The organism is Primorskyibacter sp. S187A (assembly GCF_049800955.1).
GTDB lineage: Bacteria > Pseudomonadota > Alphaproteobacteria > Rhodobacterales > Rhodobacteraceae > JAKVBH01.
This window is the reverse complement of the sequence record NZ_JBNAGA010000001.1, coordinates 105254-121606: the sequence shown is the minus strand read 5'-3', so window position 1 is coordinate 121606 and position 16353 is coordinate 105254. Positions and strand designations below refer to the sequence as shown.

Below are 16353 nucleotides of genomic sequence, written 5' to 3'. Positions count from 1 at the left end.
TGGGGTTCATGACCGAAGACGAACGCATCGAACGGCATTTGGAAATCTGCCAACGGGTATACGAGCGGCTGGTGGCCGAGGGCAAATGGTTGTGGCCGGATTCGCCAAAATCTGAGGATATGCTAGAGTCCGAAGACCCTAAAACCGACGTATGAAACCGTGCTTTGGATACATTCGAGTATCCACCCAGAAGCAAGGCGAAGGTGTATCACTCGAAGCACAGAAAGACGCCATCACGGTCTTTGCGAGTCGGAACGAGCTCACCATCGCCAAGTGGTTTGAGGAGAAAGAAACTGCTGCCAAATCTGGCCGCCCGGTATTCACCGGAATGCTCAAGCAATTAAAACAGGGCAAAGCACAAGGGGTCATCATCCACAAAATCGACCGCTCAGCCCGCAACCTGCGCGACTGGGCTATGTTCAGCGAACTGCCCGATGCGGGTGTGTCCGTATTCGTCGCCACCGAGAGCCTTGATTTCAACTCGCGTGGCGGACGTCTCACCGCTGACATCCAGGCCGTCATCGCTGCTGACTACATCCGCAACCTTCGCGAGGAATGCATCAAGGGCATCAATGGTCGCTTGAAGCAGGGCTTGTTCCCGTGGGGCGCTCCACCGGGATACCTTAACCAAGGGGGCGGAAAGCCGAAAATCCCATGTCCGAAAACAGCGCCTCTGATCAAACTAGCCTTCGAACTATATGCCAGCCGCCAATACTCATATGAAATGCTGTTAGAGGAACTTCATCGACGCGGATTGCGGAACACGCGCGGCGGCAAGCTTACACTCTGCGGTCTCGGCAACATCCTGCAAAACCCGTTTTACATTGGACTGATGCACGTCAAAAGCTCTGGGAAGACATACCAGGGCATCCATGAACCGATTGTGCCCGTTTCCATTTGGAAGCGCGTCCAGGCAATCCGAAACGAGCGATCAGGCCCCAAATCGACCCGGCACAATCACCTGTTTATGGGGCTTTTTCGCTGTGGGCTTTGCGACAAGCCGATGGTGCCTGAACGGCAGAAGGGTCACGTATACTACCGCTGCAAGCGGCGTGGTTGTGCAACCAAGACAATCCGCGAAGAATTGCTGGATGATGCAATCCGGCAAGAGTTGGGAACATTGGAACTTAACGCAAAGGCGCAGGTTCGAGCACAAAACACTGACAAACCTGAAACCCTCATTGACCTTGAAGAGCAACGGTCTGCTTTGGAACTACGGATCAAGGACGAAGAAAGCCGTTTGGGCCGACTTGAAGACCTGTTGATCGATGGAACACTTAACCGAGAAGCGTTCGCGCGAAAACAGGGTAACATCCAATTGCGTCTTGCAGAACTCAGAGATGAGCTGCTGAAACTGCCTGATGTTGAGGCTTTGGCAGCATACAATCACCAGTTGGCCGAACTACGAAAAAGCCTTGTACTTCTTTACGATATGGCAAATCGAGCCGAAAAGCGCATGATCGTTGAAAACGTCTGGCCGAACCGCACGGTGTCGCGAAACGAGGTATCGTTCAAGCCATATTCTTGGGTGAAGAGGGTGGATTCTGACCCAACCCTCCTAGGTGGTGCCCATGAGCGGGATGCAGGCCGAACGCTCATAAATCTGCTTCATAAGTTGCATACGGGACAACTGGCAGGCATTTAGCACAATAGTCTGGGTCGGGATGATTGTCAGATGCGAATTTGTAGACAAGCGGGTAGAGTGATGGGAATCATCCTGAAAGTTCCACACAGCAAAGAGTTAAAAAGCAGGCCATGGGCTACCCAATTGAAAAGAAGCTGGTGGTCGCAGTATCTTCTACAGCACTTTTTGATTTTTCTGAGGAAGACAGAATTTTCCTCACTCAGGGGTTAGACGCATTCCGTGCGCACCAAGAGACGATGAAAGATTTACCTCCCAACCCCGGTGCAGCATTCCCCTTCATCAGACGGCTTCTTCATCTAAATAGAACGTTGGATGGTCTCGACGGTAATCCTGTCGAGGTGGTTCTTCTTTCGCGGAATCATCCCGATGCTGGCCTAAGAGTCATGAATGCGATCTCGCACTATGGTCTAGACATAACTCGTGCATTCTTCTTGGCAGGCGAAGCACCGTACCCATACATGAAGTCCGTTAATTCAGTCCTTTATCTCAGCACTGATCGGCTGGAAGTGAAAGAAGCGGTTTCTAAAGGATATCCGGCTGGGCACGTACTTCCTTGCTCAGTAGTTGACACCGATGATCTCGACGACACTACATTCCGCATAGCTTTCGACTTTGATGGTGTGATAGTAGATGACGAAGCTGAAGAGGTTTACGCTGACGGCGGCCTTCCACTGTTCCACCACTATGAAAAGGAGAACCGGGAAAGGCCGCTGAACTCCGGTCCACTTTTTCCTCTACTGCAAGGAATTGCTACTTTGCAGAAGATGGAGGAGCTGAGATTAGATACTGTTAACAGCAGCGCCAAGCGGATTAGAGTGGCCATTGTGACCGCTCGAAATGCTCCTGCCCACGAGCGACTAATAACAACACTGAAAAATTACGAAATTGATACAGATGAACTTTTTCTCACGGGCGGAATCGATAAAAAGAATATCCTCGATGTGTTGCAACCGCATATCTTTTTCGACGATCAACTTGGGCACTTAGAGCCGTCGTCCGATGACATACCGTGTGTGCACATTCCATTTGGAATTAGAAATTCGTAGATGTCCCAATTTATAACATATTCTAATTCACAAGATATCACGGATAGTATAGGCATTACCGGAGTTTCCACCTTTTGAAATAAATTCATGTATGTGTCCATCAAGAGCCAACTTCCCTATTGGAAGTGCAGGTGGTAAAGTGCCTAGCATTTCAATTTTTGCTTCGTTCAGTTTGCTAAAAAATACTCTTTGAGTGCTGCCTCCAATGAAAAAAATTGTAGGCTTGTTTTGGCCAGTGTGTTCTTTGATGAATTTTTTTGCGGCTTCAAAGAATGTATCAGGAAATTCCAAAACCTGTTCAAAAACAAAAGAGTCTAAAACTTTATTAGATTGTGACGCATACGCTATTTGACTGTTAGAAAGTTTAGAGCGCGAGCCGGATACGATAAGTAGACTATTGGGCTTTGCCTTATATCCGGAACAACCTACGCTTCCTTTATGTTCTCTTATTAATTGCTTGCATAATCCACTAGCGCCAATAAGCATCTCCTTTCCCCTGTGTCGATCATAGATTTCCTCAAGGTCTTTTTCGATTACACCATCAAGAAAGTTATGGTTTTGATTCAAGTATCGCAAGTTAGAATTTGGGTTTGAGAATTTATCTCCCAATGAATCAACGGAAAACTCACTTTCCAATAAGTGAGAGCCGTTGACAAACACCTGTCCTCCTTCAACAGTTCGTCCGTGCCAAGGTGTGGCGACGCAGACTATGCTTCGCCCGAATCTGTCTGATACATAGTCAACAATTTTTGCCGAGTTTCCGCGAAGGGTGGAATCAATCTTAACGAAGTCGGGCTTGCCACATTCGTTGGACACTTGGTTGAGAGTTCGTTCGAGCTGTTCGTGGGAGCAGTACCTGCAGTCCAAGTCGACTATCTTCACGCACTCTGTAAGTTGGCTCTTGCGTTTGCCGTCTCTCAGGCTAGACGACGAGAGGTAAACATCGGTAGGGATACCAAGTGAAGAAAAATGACCTGCACAGTCAAATGCGCCTGCGAGGTCGTCTGAAATTATGAACACTGTTAGGGCCGTACTCTCTTGAACGAAAATGCACTTTGCACATTGGCTGTTCAGCTGTCCACTTCTCTTTCTCAGGTGGAAGGAGTCGAAGTTATTGTCTTGGATGGGAGCGTCAACACCGGCGAGTCTGTGCTTGGATTGAGTGATATTGATCTAAAAGTGTTCTTTTCCAACAAGGAAGGTGACGCCGTATTTTCCGGTGCACGACAAATTTTGGTAGAAGCCCAAGCCGAGCATAACTTCCCCATTAACGCATGGTTTCTTCCGATGACGGATCATCCCTCGAGAAGTGCCTCAACGTTCGATTTCGTGCGATCTTTTGTCCTAAAGTGCGGGAGCACTTTGTTTGGGGCAGAGCTATCCGGAGATATCCTTCTGCACGAAAGAACTACTGACAAAGACAGATGGGCAACTGAACGAGCGATGCTCGACTTCTCTGTCAGGTTGAGGCGACTTGCCACAAACCCAACGTCCATCTCCGACATCGATAGTGTCAACGGATTGGTTGTCTTGAAACAGGCTATTGCGTATTCGGTTCATGGTCTGAGGTACTTTCGAGCAGCCCACGGCGAAGTGTTGTGCCGGATTTCTGATTGCTGCAACTTTGACGATTGTAGCTTTGATGCAACTATGCTCACACCGCTCTACGATGATGTTGTCGAAGCGCGAGAGCATTGGCCAGATGTTAAGTGCAAGGACTTTGAGAGTGCATCAGCATTTCTTCAGAAGTCGATCCGTGCCCTGGACTGGATGAGGCAAAACCTGCCACAAGAAGACGAAATCTCTCTGAAGTACACCAATCAAGACGGCAGCGTGCTAGGATAGAATTATGCTGATTTGTATTGATGGAATGGATGGAGCTGGAAAAACATCTTTTAGCAAAATTTTGTGCGAACAACTGAAGAAACGGGAAATTTTTCGAGAGCTCGTCTTGGAAGCTGAGCCAACACCGGGGAAGTATGGGCTCCTGGCTAGAGAAGAAATTGGTAAAAGGATTCCTGATGCAAGAAAAACAGTTGATTACCTTCTTCGCGACAGACGAGATCATTGCGTAGGTGTATTGGGGCCAAATCTTCAGGTGTTAGGTCGTTGTGTTTTGCTGGACCGATATTATTACTCAACTGTCTGTTATCAAAGTGGAGACGAATTTTCGCCCCAGCAACTAGCCGATATGCAATCCGAGTTTTGTAAGCCGGATATTTCATTCATTTTGACGCTAGAACCCGAAGTGGCAATGGAACGAATTGTTGCTCGCGGTAAGCCACTTGATGGCTATGAAACGCTAGATCACTTAAGGAGAACAAAAGCAAATTTCTCGAATATGCAAGTTTATTTCCCTGAAGATAATATCATTTTTTTAGATGCCAGTAAGCCACTTGAGGAGCTGGTCAACGAGGCAATGGATTGTATAGAGAAGATTTCTTAGGCGTCGTATTGTGTGGTGGTCGAGGTTCTCGGATGGGTGCGTTAACTGAAAATACACCCAAAGTGCTCTTAGAGTACAAGAATAAACCACTTATTAGCTATAGTTTAGATGCGCTTTTTAGTGCCGGGATATCTGATATCACGCTGGCCACTGGCTATAGATCAAATCAAGTTGTTGAAGCTACTGGAAACCTTCCTTCAATCAATTATGATTGGAGGTACAACACTTTCTATGTTCTGATGGACCTAATTGAGGCTGCTCATAAGAAAGGAAAAAGGTACATAATTCTGACTGATGGTGATACAGCTTTCGGCCCAGATGTCATCGCTACTTACCTGCGTCACGAACTGTCCGTTCCAGAATTTGCTTTAACATGGTGTGCAGGCACAAAGACAAATCAACCGTCTTCATGGGTGTTTGACTCGGATAAGCTTGGAGTTGTTCGATCAATCCATTTGGGACGCGCGAATAGTGCAAGAATCTTCGCGATAATCCGTGTCACAGATTTATATTTCTGTTTTCAGAGGGCCGGCCTATTCGAAAAATTAGGAAAATACAAATTAGAAGATCAGTTCGTTCCTGGTTTTGAGAAGTACTTCTTGGGGTGGGGGCTTCTAGTAGCCCAGGCATTAAGCCTTGATCAGAGTGTTCGTTTTATTGAGAAAGAATCGTCGATTGTTAATTTGAATCGTCCTGATGATCTCTTATTTAATTACTCAAAGTAGTCGTCACCTAATTGGCGGATTTGACCCGATTAATATTTGCGGCTATAACGTGCTCAACAATTTTGGGGCGATCATCGGCTGACACTATGCTGCCCAGGTATTGATCATTCGAATCTTCTGGACGCCACGCCTTGCCTTCTGAATCTATAAACAAATAGATCCCCTCTCGTCCTGCGACGGGAGCTATGCTTATTTTGCCGACGTGCCCAAGTCCAGAAAGGTATTGCTTGGCTTCAAGGGCGCGCTTTGAAAAATCTTGTACGTCAATTTCATAACGCGCGGCAGTTCGTTGAGCGATCGGTCCATTTGGTGAGAATTGAAAAATTTTCCAGTTCAAGTTCTTATCGATCTCATGAATGGTATGTCCAATGCAATTTAGGTGGTTTATGTTGTCTTGTGTTGCTACGGTATGAACGACAACGTTACAGCCAAAGCCGACTAGTAACTTAAGAATTTTTTTCTGTTCATCAAACAACTCGTCTCGCCCCTTCCGGAACTTTAGAGTAACTTCGCTGTTATGGCCGTCCAATGGTATCGCGAAAAGATAGATTGACTCTGCTATGTCACTCAACTTCACGTAAGGAATATCTCCCGAGCCAAAGTATATGGCTTTTGCTGGGGTAATGAGCGCTGTACCAACCGTGTCCAATTTTATTTTGTAGTCGAGAGCGTTGGTGCGGCGAATGAGCTCTACGATGTTTGGGCGGGTGAGGGGGTCGCCGCCACAATAGGTTAGCTTTCGAACTCCTCTCGACGAGGCAAATCTAAGGAAGTCAATAATGTCATCATTAGATATTAAGTCTTGATTTGGTGAAAATCGATTGTAGCAACCCGGACATCTAACAAAGCATGCTCGAGCAACGGCCATATTTATCATTGGCTCAGGCGCTTTTGAGCGCCAATCTTTAGCTCCGGCTGTTGTCATGTTTGTTTGTCTTCAATAGATGTAAAGACCATTTTCGAAGCAACTTATGCCTTTTCTGTATTCTATCGGACCTTTGATAGGCCTGCAAAATTCCTTTATCGACCACATGTCCTAAACATGCTTCCTTAATCTCGAATGGCGCATCGGTACACTCCTCGGCCCACGAGCGAAAGGTTGCACGGAAGCCATGTGGCCGTGCCTCATATCCTTCACGCTCCATAAACCGGCTCATTGTGGCGTCTGAGAGTGGTCTGCCCTTGGCAGACGGAAACAACAGGTTTGACCCTTCAAATTTGTGCGCTTGATCAATCACTCGCAGCGCCTCATCAGTGAGCGGTATCTTATGCTCTCGGTTGGTCTTTGTGTGTTCTGGAGGGATCATAAGCATGTTGCCTTCGATATCATCTCTAGTGGCGAAGCGCACCTCACCTGTTCGGGCGGCGGTGAGCATGAGGAACCGCAGCACAAAGCAAGATTGGTGCGGCTGCTTGCAGAGCCATTGATAGAATGCGGGTGCTTCCTGGTACGGTATTGATGGGACATGCGTGGTTTGGTGCCTCTGCTTTCCGAGAAGAGCGCGAGCTTTCATGGTCGCTTGCAGGTCAACATCAAGGCCAAGGGCTGCCGCGTGTTTGAGGGTGAGATTGATACGATTGAGGCACTTGCGGGCAGTGTCAGCTTTTTCGTGCCAGATAGGTTCAAGAGTGCGTTTTAGAACGTGCTGATCTATTTCTTCGACGGGCAGGGTGCCTATCCTTGGGATGATGTGGACCGTAAGTGGCGACATCCAACGACCTGCGCTTCCGTCGCCCTTAAGTTCCGCTTGTCGAGCTTTGAAGCAGCCGTCTACGGCTTCCTTTAGGGGGAGGCGTTTGCTGGCAAGCTGTATTTTCTGTCGGGCTGCGACAGGATCGGTGCCGTCTCTTAGGGACGCGCGGGCCTCAAGAGCTTTGCTTCTGGCATCGGCAATAGAAACCTCAGGCCACGGCCCTAGGCCCATCTCGCGCCTCTTCCCGGACACTGAAAGGCGTAGAACCCATTTGCCTGCCTGTTGGTTGCGTTTGACCAGCCATAGCCCCTGGCCGTCGGCGTATTTGCCTGCGGCCAAGCTTTTGGCTTTCATAGGATTAAGCGTGTTGTATATCACCGCAGCCCACCTTCTGGTCCACCTTTCCCAGTCCACCCTTTGGTCCACCTTTAGGGGTGCAAAGGGTGGACCAGCTATGTTCAGCTATGAGAAGGGGCTGAATAACTAACTGTATATAAATCAATAAAATGAGAAGCTATGAGAAGCAAGGAAACAGTAGTTCAGTGCCGTGTGGGGGCACCACTTTCATTCTCTTTATTGGCTGCAACGGATCGTAATCCCGACGAGGTTTTTACGTCTGTCCACCCTGGGCTCGGGCTTTCATTTCATCTCAGTAGCCGGTTGGTAGGCACGCGCGCTTGCGTGTTCGGGCATTCCTTTGAGTTTAGCGCGACCGCTCTGGGTCATTTGAATGGTGTCCTATCACCGGATCAACCCCTTGGCGGCCGAGCTAGATGACGACCAGATGATTGTCCCACCGGACACCTCCCTGCCGGATCACCTGTTCACCAGCAGACGCGAGGTGGACAAGATGGCCTGTGCCCGATGTGAGCAGGAAGCCCCCCTTTGCGGGGGCGATGCCACAGACGTCCGGCAGACTGTGGGTGCCAACCAAACGGGACGACGCCACGTCGTAGAATTGGACCAGACCGCCCCGCGGCGACGTTGCGGCAATCGTTTTGTTGTCCTCGGAGAAGGCAAGGCTCCCGATATATCCTCGCATGGTGCGATGCTCGTCTGGCGCGGCGCGCAAGATGTTAAGCTGTCCACCAAAGCGGTGATGTGCCACCAAACCCGGAGGGGTGCCCTCGCCCTGCCACTGCATGCCGCAGGCCACATCGCCACCTTGGCTGAGCGCGAGGTGCCGGATCGAGTTTCTGTGCATCGCGGGTGGCAATGCAACGGTCTGCGCGATACGGCCCTGCTCGATATATGTCAGATTGGGTGTCATGGTCGCGATATTCAGCTTGGTGCGCCCGGAGGCGGGATGTGTGTCGATCCCTCCATTGGCCACAACCAGCCTGTCCGTTCCGGGCAAGCGCCTGATGTCATGGGGGCCGATGCCGCCACTGTCCCATTCATCGATACGGGCATATCCCGCAGCTACATCCCAAACGCCGATACATCCACGGCCCGCCTCGTAGTCGTTCTCGGTTGTGTAGAGCAGGCTTCCCTCTTCGGAGAACGCGCCATGGCCGTAGAAATGGCGGCCTTCAGGGGCCTTCAGCATCGCCTTTTGAACGCCTGTGGTGCAGTCTACAACGCAAGCGAAGGTGCCCGGGCGTCTGGCAAAGGCAACGGCCTCGGGTCGCGTGGGATGGGCCGCCGCCGCGTGGCCCCGCGCCGGGAGCGGCCGTTGGAATGTGATGTTCAGAGCGTCATCAATCCCGCACAAGGCGTAGCGCCCATCGGACAAGGCGGCGGCGGAGAGGAACGCGGGCGAGCCCACATCCGCCCAGGATGGGGTCGGGGCAAGCCCGGTTGCCAAAAGCCCGGCGATAAACTGACGGCGCCCCGCCTGCATGTCAGTCTCCATCCAGAGCATTAAATCCTGCCGCGACGCCCAGCTTTGGCCCCAACTCGGTTTGCACAATGGTGCGGATCGCGCCAATGCTTTGCTGGATCACTTCGATCTTCAGGCGCGCTTGCGGGTCGGCAACGCCTGCGAAGGTGGGGTCCTCAAGCGCCGCGAGCCTGTTGAGAGCCGTCGCGAACTGGCGATCAAGCGCGTCTGACAGAGCGGTATCGGACACGGCAAGAGAGGCGGCGAGGTCCCGTAAGGACGACAGGCTCAGCGCGACATGTGATGCGGAGCGTTGGGACCTGCGGGCCTCGGCCCGTGTTGGTCGCGGACGATCATACGTGCCCAGGGGGCGACCGAGGCGGCTGTCATGGGTGAACTGTAACCCCATGCTCAAGGCGCGCAAAAACTCCTGCAGGACTTCGTCTTCGCTGCGGTAGGTCGCGTTTGGACCGGGCAGCAGGAGGACCTGTGCATGATTGCTCTGCCAGTCCTCGTGGATTGCTCTGGAGGTGGCTGCGATGTCCGCGGCCATGGTTTGGACAAGCGTACAGCGATAGGCCGCTGTGCCCATCTGCATCAGATCGTCATCATAGAGCAGAAACTCCATCGCGTAGAACCCACGGGCCGCGATGGAGACATCGGCATAGGCTGCGGGGTCATGGCCGATGGGATCTTCAGCGGCGATCAGCGCGGCCAGCGCGCGTGGCGTGGCCCCGCGACTGTCAGGCCAGAACGCCAGCGCAAAGGCACGGTCATCGACCTCGGTCGGCCCGAACCGCAAATGCGACGCGGATATCCAGGCATCAAAAGCTGCGCCATAGGCGATGCGCAGACTATCCGAGGTTGGATCACAGGTCTGCATCGCGGCATCCGAGAGCGCCTTTGAGGTAACGGCAAGAGCCTCGAAGCGTGGCAGGATGTGCCCGTCGATAATCTCTGTGATCGAAGGCGCAGCTGCCACGACGACAGGAGCACAGGTCAGGGCCGCTGCAAGGATAATACGTCTCATAGGCTCTCCAGAAAGACCAAAAGCGCTTCACGATCAGCTGTGTCCATTCCCACCACGGCATCGCGCTGCGGCTGGGCTTCGCCCCCATGCCACAAGACCGCCTCCAGAAGCGAGCGCGCGCGGCCGTCATGCAGGAAATAGCTATGGCCGCTGACCTGCTCGGTCAGGCCGATGCCCCAAAGCGGCGGCGTGCGCCACTCCCGGCCCGTCGCGCGGGCCTCGGGGCGGTTATCGGCCAGCCCCGGCCCCATGTCGTGCAGCAGCAGGTCGGTGTAGGGCCAAATAAGCTGGAAGCTCTGTTCGGGCTGATTGTCCAGCCGGTGCGTCACGTAGCTGGGCGTGTGGCAGGAGACACATCCCGTCGTGTAAAACACCTCCTTGCCCCGCAGCACCTGCGGGTCATTCACATCGCGCCGTGCGGGCACACCGAGGTTGCGGCTGTAGAAGGTCACGAGGTCCATGCCTTCGGCGTCAATCTCCGTGCCGCGCGCGGCGTCATTGCCGTGGATCGCGTCCTGACACAGGGCCTGCTTGGCGGTGCATTCGCCCGCGCCCGCCGGAAAGAGCGGATTGGAGATGCCGATATCACCCGCAAAGGCCCCCGCCGATTGTTGCATGATCGTAGGGTTGCCCGCCTTCAGGCCAAAGCGGCCCAGCATGGGTTGGTCATACTCGACCGACCAGACGACATTCGGGCGGCCGGAAATGCCATCGCCGTCCAGATCCTCGGGATCCGCCTGCGCAAGAATGTCAGCGGCGGGAATGGCCTCCAGCAAACCAAGCCCGATCATCTGAGGCGCCACCCGGGGCGAGAGCATCGCGCCCGCAGCGAGGGGGCCGTAGCCGAGATTGTCCGCGGTATAGGTCGGGTGACGCAGGGAGACCTCCGTGCCGTCTGCCAGCGTTACAATTTCTTCTTCGTAGGTGATGCCGAGCGTGTATTCCGACGCATGCCCCTGCACGGCGAAATCCTGCAACTGGGTGCCATAGGTCGGGTCCGGCAGGGTGGCGATGTAATCGGCGATCTCGGCCACGCGCGCATCATCCGGCACGCCATCAGGGTCCATGATCGACACGCGCAGGAACATCGAGATAGCCGTATCATCCTCGTTCTCAGGCGGGTGGCCGCGCCCGTCCTTGATGTGGCAGCGCTGACAGGAGCGCGCATTGAAAAGCGGGCCCAGCCCGTCGGAGGCCAGGGTGGACGCGGGCGAGGACACCCAAAGCTTGCGAAACAGGCCATTGCCGAGCTTGAACTGCAATTCATCCTCGAACGTGACGTTGCCCGAGGGCAGCGAGAAGGCGTTGCTGTCGGAGAGCACGCGCACTGTGGCGGCCCCGGCGGAGCGCTCTTCGAACTTTTGGGCCGCGCTGAAATCGTCGGTCGGGGTCGTGACACGGGCGATGCGGTCGGCTTCCTCGGCGGTGCGGGGCACGATGGAGAGGTGCGGATCGCCCAGATGCGCCCAGGGCGATGGGGTTTCGGCGAAGACGGCGAAGGGGGTGGCACAGGTGGCGGCGAGACCAAGGAGGAGAGATTTGGAGGCCATGGCAACGGCTTTCGAGCAAAGAGAAACGCGGCGATACGCCCCTAAGCACAGGGGCGTATCAGGGTCTTGCGAGGGTGCCGCCTCGGTCGAAGGCAGCACCTTGAGAGCGGTGAACCCTACTGGAAAACCGCCTCTGGATCATCAAGCGAGTCTGACCCCTCAATCCCGACGCCATCCACGCCAAGAGCTGCAATAACCCGCTCGATGGAACGGGTCTGATCGATCAACCCGTTCACCCCGCCCATGATCAGCGCCTCTCCCCCGGCGTTGCCGCGCTCCAGCATCTGATCATAGGCAAAGCCTGCCTCCGCCGCGATCTTGATGCGGCCCAGGGCCATGACGGCATCGCTCAACTTGCCCTGCATTTCTGCATCCAGCGCCGCGTCGGTCTTGGCCACGAGATCAGACAGTGACGGGCCGGTGACCGTTGTGCCATCCAGACGGATGTATTCCCCGAGGTAGACATTCTGGATGCCTATGCCGTTGTAGTAATGATCATTGTGGGTGTTGTCGGAAAAGCAGGAATGCTCTTCTTCAGGGTCATTGAGCATCACGCCGAGCCGCATCCGCTCACCGGCTGTTTCCCCATACGAGAGCGAGCCCATACCCGTCAGGATGGAGGAGATCCCTGCATCCGCGTTCGACATCAGCACTGTGCGGGCTTCGCCGCGGCTGGCCCAGGCGCCAGCCATGTATTCCAGGTCAGCGACCAGAAGATCGGTCGCGGCATTCAGATACTCGGCCCGACGGTCACAATTGCCATTCGTGCAGGCATCGCCCTGCGCGTAATCTGTCCAGGGCCGATCGTCGGCACCATCACCGTGGCCGTTCAGATCCTGCCCCCAGAGCAGGAATTCGATGGCGTGATAGCCCGTGGCCACATTGGCCTCGACACCATCCGCCTCTTGCAGAGTGTCTTCGAGAAGCGCAGGCGTGATGGTTGTTGCATCGATGTCTTGCCCGGAAAGCGTGAAGGTCGGGTTTGCGATGACGTTGAGCGCGGCAAAGGCGTTTTCGTCAGACGGGCCGCCATAGGAGGCGTCCACATAGTCGATCAGCCCTTCGTCCAACGGCCAGGCGTTCACCTTGCCCTCCCAATCGTCGACGATGGCATTGCCGAAGCGGAAGACCTCAGTTTGCTGGTACGGCACGCGTGCGGCCAGCCAAGCGGCGCGGGCCGCGGTCAGGTTTTCGGCGGATGGGTCCGCGATCAGCGTCGTGACCGCGCCTTGCAGTCGCTGAGCCGTGATCAGGCTGTCGGTGTAATTGGCCTCGGCAATATTGGCATAGGTCTCCAGAACCTCTTCTGGCGAGGCGGCAAAGGCGGGCATCGCCAGAGCCAGGGCGATGGCTGTCGCCGCGATTGGTTTGACCTGTGAAATCACTGTCATGTCACTGTTCCCTTTTAGTGTAGTGTTCTTGGCTGTGTTTGATCTTGCGCACTCATTTGGCGCGGTGCGCTCAGGCGCATACGTTTGAAGGCCAGCCCGACATCGGTGGCCAGAGATGCGACAAGCGGCGTGACATCTGCCCGGACGATGAGCGAGGCGAGCAGCATTGCATCTTCGCGCTCGCCCGTGGCTGCCGTCGCGATGAAATGCGCAAAGCAGGCCTCATCCGCGCCCACGCAGGCGCATTGCACCGAATGCCGCATCAGCGGTCTGCGGCCATGGCGCGCGCATAGCGAGCACAGGGTCTCGAAAGATCGCAGCGCCACACGGCCCTGGTCGGACCCAAGGGACGCGGCAAAGTCATTCCAGACCTTGGCCTGAGCGTCTGGTCCATCGAACCACAGGCGCAGATAGATCACGGAGGCCGCTTCAATGCTGTCCAGATCGGAGACAACACCCACGGCGGCCCCACCCCGGTTTTGGGTGTTCTGGGTCATCGGATCGCACCGACAGGGCGCGTGCGACGGCGCGCGTCTTCCGATTGGCCCAGTGCAATGCGGGGCCTTGCATTGTCGCAAGACAGGCCACGGTCAGAATTGGCCGGGCGTCCAAAGCGCGGCACGCGAGGGGCAGGCAGTCCTTGCACACTCATGGCTCCGCCCTCCGTACGTCTTCAAGCGTGCTTTGCTCTTCAAACCTGTCGATGATCCAGATTGGACAGATCTCGTCGACCTCAGAGGCCGCCACGAGGCATTCGAAGCGATCGGCTTGCCGCACACGAGGGGTGTGGCGGGGCGCGCGCGTGCGGCTGTGGGGTGTGGTACTCGGGTGCATTGGCAGGTCCTCACATATCGATGTGTCGGGCTTCCCTGCGCAAATTCGGGTGGCTTGACATGAAAAGCCTAGCGAAACAGTCGGATATGTCAACCTGACAAATTAAGTCGGAATTTACAGTTCCCGGTTCCGCGCCCGCGTTCATGGAGCTCAACCCGGTTTCGCGCGTCCTGCAAAGGCTATCTGACAAGGGCTACAGCCTCACGCACTGGCCCCAAGCCAAGCGTAGCGCGGCCCAATGCCTCACCCGCCTGGCACCCAGCCCTCAGGCCCCTTGACAGCTTCCGTAAAGCACATTACGCATTTTAATCGTAAATTCAATTACGCCTATGGAGAATGAAATGTCCCAGACCAACCGTCATGCCCTCGCCGCGCTTGCGGCCTTGATCGTTTTGCAAGGGATCATGCTGTCCGCCCTTTACGCTGATGTGGACCCGCACCCTCCCCTACGCACGCCCCTCTTTGGCATCGCACCTTTTCTGGGCGCCTCTCTGGCGATAGCGCTTGGCGCGATCATCATCGGACCTTTGACGAGCCGGAGCGGACAGGTCCTTGCGGTTCTGGCCGCGCTCCTCGCGCTGCTCTCCTTTGGGCCGCAGAAGTATTTCGACGCGCAGTTCAATCTGATCTGGCCCGCAGTCATTCTCGGACAGATCGCGGCGGCAAGCCTCATTGGCCTTGTCATCGCGACGCTGCGCGCCGCAGTCCCCAGCCTGCCCGCCCACCGATTACAGCAGGAAAGCCTGCAATGACCCGGATGCTCTTGCCCTTGTCGATGATCTCGCTGCTCAGTATCGGCGCGATCTTCGGCTTCTTTTATGCCTGGGTCTGCTCCACCATGTGGGGGCTGGACAACACGACGCCACAGGTCGCGATCAAGGCGATGCAGGCCATGAATGCCTCAGTGCGCAACATCGTATTCTTCCCGGCTTTCTTTCTGACACCTGTTTTCCTGAGCACGACCTCTTTTGTGGCCTTTCGATCAGGGCAACTGAGCGCCGCGCTGCTCTTCGGTGGGGCGGCAGCGCTCTATCTTGTCGGCGCGTTTCTCGTCACTGTCCTCGTCAATGTGCCGCTCAATGAAGCCTTGGCGCAGGTGACTGTTCCCGATGATGAGGCCATGGCGCAGGACATCTGGCGCCGCTACTCCGCCCCGTGGCAATTCTGGAACCTTCTACGCACCATGGCCAGCGGCGCGGCGCTCCTGCTGACCGGGCTTGCACTCTATAGACTTGCGCCACAGGTGGGCTAACCAGCCCGCTTATTGCTGCGATCCAAATTCAAGCCAGGCGCGATCCTCGGCGGATAGATGGGCGTCCATCATTGCGTCATAGGCCGCAAGCTCCGCCTCGGAGAGCTGGCCCTGCCATTTGCCGCTGCTACCGCTCTCAAAGAACGCACGGTCGGATTTGAAAAAACCCTGACCGCCAGAGGGCGCAAAGCGTTCGGCGTTTTGCTGCATGTTGTCGAACCGCGCCACGGCAATCAGCTGCGCCATGAGATCCTCCGCGTGGGGCGTGTCCAGCACGCGCGCCAATTGCGCAAAGATCCCCGCGAGATCCCGCGTCATGTCTGCGTAGTGCAAAAGCGTCACGTTGCTGCGATCCGCGCGCGCTCTGGCGGCTTTGTAATGCCGCAAGATATGCGCGAGCGGCATGACGTCGGTGTCATAGCCTTCAGCACCGCCATCGAGAAAACGGCGGAACGTGATGCCGTCTGGGTCGTCTTCGGGAAACCAGTGATCAAACCAGCGCAGGGGGCTGTTGCGGATATGGTTGCGGTAGGAAAAATGCGCATCCAACGGGTGCCGGAAGACGCAGATGTATTGCGCCTCGGGGTGAAACGGGATGCCATCCATTGGCGTGTGGCTCTTCATCGAGCGGCGGTGCGCCATGGCTTCGAGCCTTGCGGCGACCTCGTCAATCTCACGGAACCGGATATCGACCCATGGCATCTTGACCGACAGCTGCGTCTCAATCTGCGGATCGCCCGAAAGCAAGAGGGCCACGATGGTTTGCGCCCATGTCGTCCCGCATTTGGGCGGCGTGACCACGAGGATATCGTCCGGCCGAAGGGTGACCTTGTCCCACCGGCGACTGTCGGTCAGGGGGCCGAGATAAAGTTTGCGAGGCATCATGGCGAGCGTCTCCGTGCGGCGCATACCCTCAGC

The 16353-nt window shown here is 55.1% G+C and carries 19 protein-coding genes; 8 read left to right on the top strand and 11 right to left on the bottom strand.

Annotation, left to right across the window (positions count from 1 at the left end):
- Positions 1–8 precede the first annotated feature (8 nt).
- The 3 genes from ACP15S_RS00660 (at position 9) to ACP15S_RS00650 (ending at position 2691) form a co-directional block, all read left to right on the top strand.
- A complete protein-coding gene (locus ACP15S_RS00660; RefSeq protein WP_425037491.1) occupies positions 9–155 on the top strand; it encodes a hypothetical protein in 147 nt (48 codons plus the stop codon).
- Positions 152–1645, top strand: a complete 1494-nt coding sequence (locus tag ACP15S_RS00655) for a recombinase family protein (protein WP_425037490.1) — start codon at positions 152–154, stop codon at positions 1643–1645. Before ACP15S_RS00660 ends, ACP15S_RS00655 begins: the two co-directional genes overlap by 4 nt.
- A 110-nt stretch (positions 1646–1755) precedes the next feature.
- Positions 1756–2691, top strand: coding sequence for a 5'-nucleotidase (locus ACP15S_RS00650; RefSeq protein ID WP_425037489.1), 936 nt, complete (start codon positions 1756–1758; stop codon positions 2689–2691).
- 27 nt (positions 2692–2718) lie between these two features.
- On the opposite strand, the gene ACP15S_RS00645 is transcribed toward ACP15S_RS00650, so the two are convergent.
- Complete coding sequence (locus tag ACP15S_RS00645; RefSeq protein ID WP_425037487.1) at positions 2719–3711, bottom strand: four-carbon acid sugar kinase family protein; 993 nt, start codon at positions 3709–3711, stop codon at positions 2719–2721.
- 42 nt (positions 3712–3753) lie between these two features.
- Here ACP15S_RS00645 and ACP15S_RS00640 point away from each other — a divergent pair, with 42 nt between their 5' ends.
- From ACP15S_RS00640 to ACP15S_RS00630, 3 genes are read left to right on the top strand one after another with little or no spacing between them, the layout of a single operon-like run.
- The gene (locus ACP15S_RS00640; RefSeq protein WP_425037485.1) at positions 3754–4536 is read left to right on the top strand and encodes a hypothetical protein; all 783 of its coding nucleotides are present in this window, start codon (positions 3754–3756) and stop codon (positions 4534–4536) included.
- A 4-nt stretch (positions 4537–4540) separates the two neighbouring features.
- Positions 4541–5137 carry a dTMP kinase gene (tmk, locus tag ACP15S_RS00635; RefSeq protein ID WP_425037483.1) on the top strand — a complete coding sequence of 199 codons (597 nt, stop codon included), beginning with the start codon at positions 4541–4543 and terminating at the stop codon, positions 5135–5137.
- Positions 5116–5862, top strand: a complete 747-nt coding sequence (locus ACP15S_RS00630; RefSeq protein ID WP_425037481.1) for an NTP transferase domain-containing protein — start codon at positions 5116–5118, stop codon at positions 5860–5862. Before tmk ends, ACP15S_RS00630 begins: the two co-directional genes overlap by 22 nt.
- Positions 5863–5869: 7 nt before the next feature.
- Here the strand turns inward: ACP15S_RS00630 and ACP15S_RS00625 are convergent, their stop codons facing one another.
- The 9 genes from ACP15S_RS00625 to ACP15S_RS00585 all read right to left on the bottom strand — a co-directional run bounded on the left by ACP15S_RS00625 (position 5870) and on the right by ACP15S_RS00585 (position 14183).
- Entirely contained in the window at positions 5870–6787 is a 918-nt protein-coding gene (locus tag ACP15S_RS00625; protein WP_425037479.1) for a radical SAM protein, read from the bottom strand.
- A complete protein-coding gene (locus tag ACP15S_RS00620; protein WP_425037478.1) occupies positions 6768–7934 on the bottom strand; it encodes a tyrosine-type recombinase/integrase in 1167 nt (388 codons plus the stop codon). Before ACP15S_RS00620 ends, ACP15S_RS00625 begins: the two co-directional genes overlap by 20 nt.
- A 391-nt stretch (positions 7935–8325) precedes the next feature.
- A complete protein-coding gene (locus ACP15S_RS00615) occupies positions 8326–9399 on the bottom strand; it encodes a DUF1513 domain-containing protein (protein ID WP_425037476.1) in 1074 nt (357 codons plus the stop codon).
- Between the two features lies 1 nt (position 9400).
- Positions 9401–10408: an imelysin family protein gene (locus ACP15S_RS00610; protein ID WP_425037474.1), complete on the bottom strand. Its 1008-nt coding sequence runs from the start codon at positions 10406–10408 to the stop codon at positions 9401–9403.
- The gene (locus ACP15S_RS00605; RefSeq protein ID WP_425037472.1) at positions 10405–11958 is read right to left on the bottom strand and encodes a di-heme oxidoredictase family protein; all 1554 of its coding nucleotides are present in this window, start codon (positions 11956–11958) and stop codon (positions 10405–10407) included. The genes ACP15S_RS00610 and ACP15S_RS00605 overlap by 4 nt, the downstream gene beginning before the upstream one ends.
- Before the next feature lie 116 nt (positions 11959–12074).
- Positions 12075–13349: an imelysin family protein gene (locus tag ACP15S_RS00600; protein ID WP_425037471.1), complete on the bottom strand. Its 1275-nt coding sequence runs from the start codon at positions 13347–13349 to the stop codon at positions 12075–12077.
- Between the two features lie 14 nt (positions 13350–13363).
- Positions 13364–13846, bottom strand: coding sequence for a hypothetical protein (locus ACP15S_RS00595; RefSeq protein ID WP_425037469.1), 483 nt, complete (start codon positions 13844–13846; stop codon positions 13364–13366).
- Positions 13843–14001, bottom strand: coding sequence for a hypothetical protein (locus ACP15S_RS00590; protein WP_425037467.1), 159 nt, complete (start codon positions 13999–14001; stop codon positions 13843–13845). The genes ACP15S_RS00595 and ACP15S_RS00590 overlap by 4 nt, the downstream gene beginning before the upstream one ends.
- Positions 13998–14183 (bottom strand): hypothetical protein, encoded by a 186-nt coding sequence (locus ACP15S_RS00585; RefSeq protein WP_425037465.1) that lies wholly within the window; start codon positions 14181–14183, stop codon positions 13998–14000. The genes ACP15S_RS00590 and ACP15S_RS00585 overlap by 4 nt, the downstream gene beginning before the upstream one ends.
- 341 nt (positions 14184–14524) lie before the next feature.
- Here ACP15S_RS00585 and ACP15S_RS00580 point away from each other — a divergent pair, with 341 nt between their 5' ends.
- Positions 14525–14935, top strand: a complete 411-nt coding sequence (locus tag ACP15S_RS00580) for a hypothetical protein (protein ID WP_425037463.1) — start codon at positions 14525–14527, stop codon at positions 14933–14935.
- Entirely contained in the window at positions 14932–15435 is a 504-nt protein-coding gene (locus tag ACP15S_RS00575) for a DUF1772 domain-containing protein (RefSeq protein WP_425037462.1), read from the top strand. The genes ACP15S_RS00580 and ACP15S_RS00575 overlap by 4 nt, the downstream gene beginning before the upstream one ends.
- 9 nt (positions 15436–15444) lie before the next feature.
- On the opposite strand, the gene ACP15S_RS00570 is transcribed toward ACP15S_RS00575, so the two are convergent.
- Positions 15445–16344, bottom strand: coding sequence for a sulfotransferase domain-containing protein (locus ACP15S_RS00570; protein ID WP_425037460.1), 900 nt, complete (start codon positions 16342–16344; stop codon positions 15445–15447).
- Positions 16345–16353: the final 9 nt, after the last annotated feature.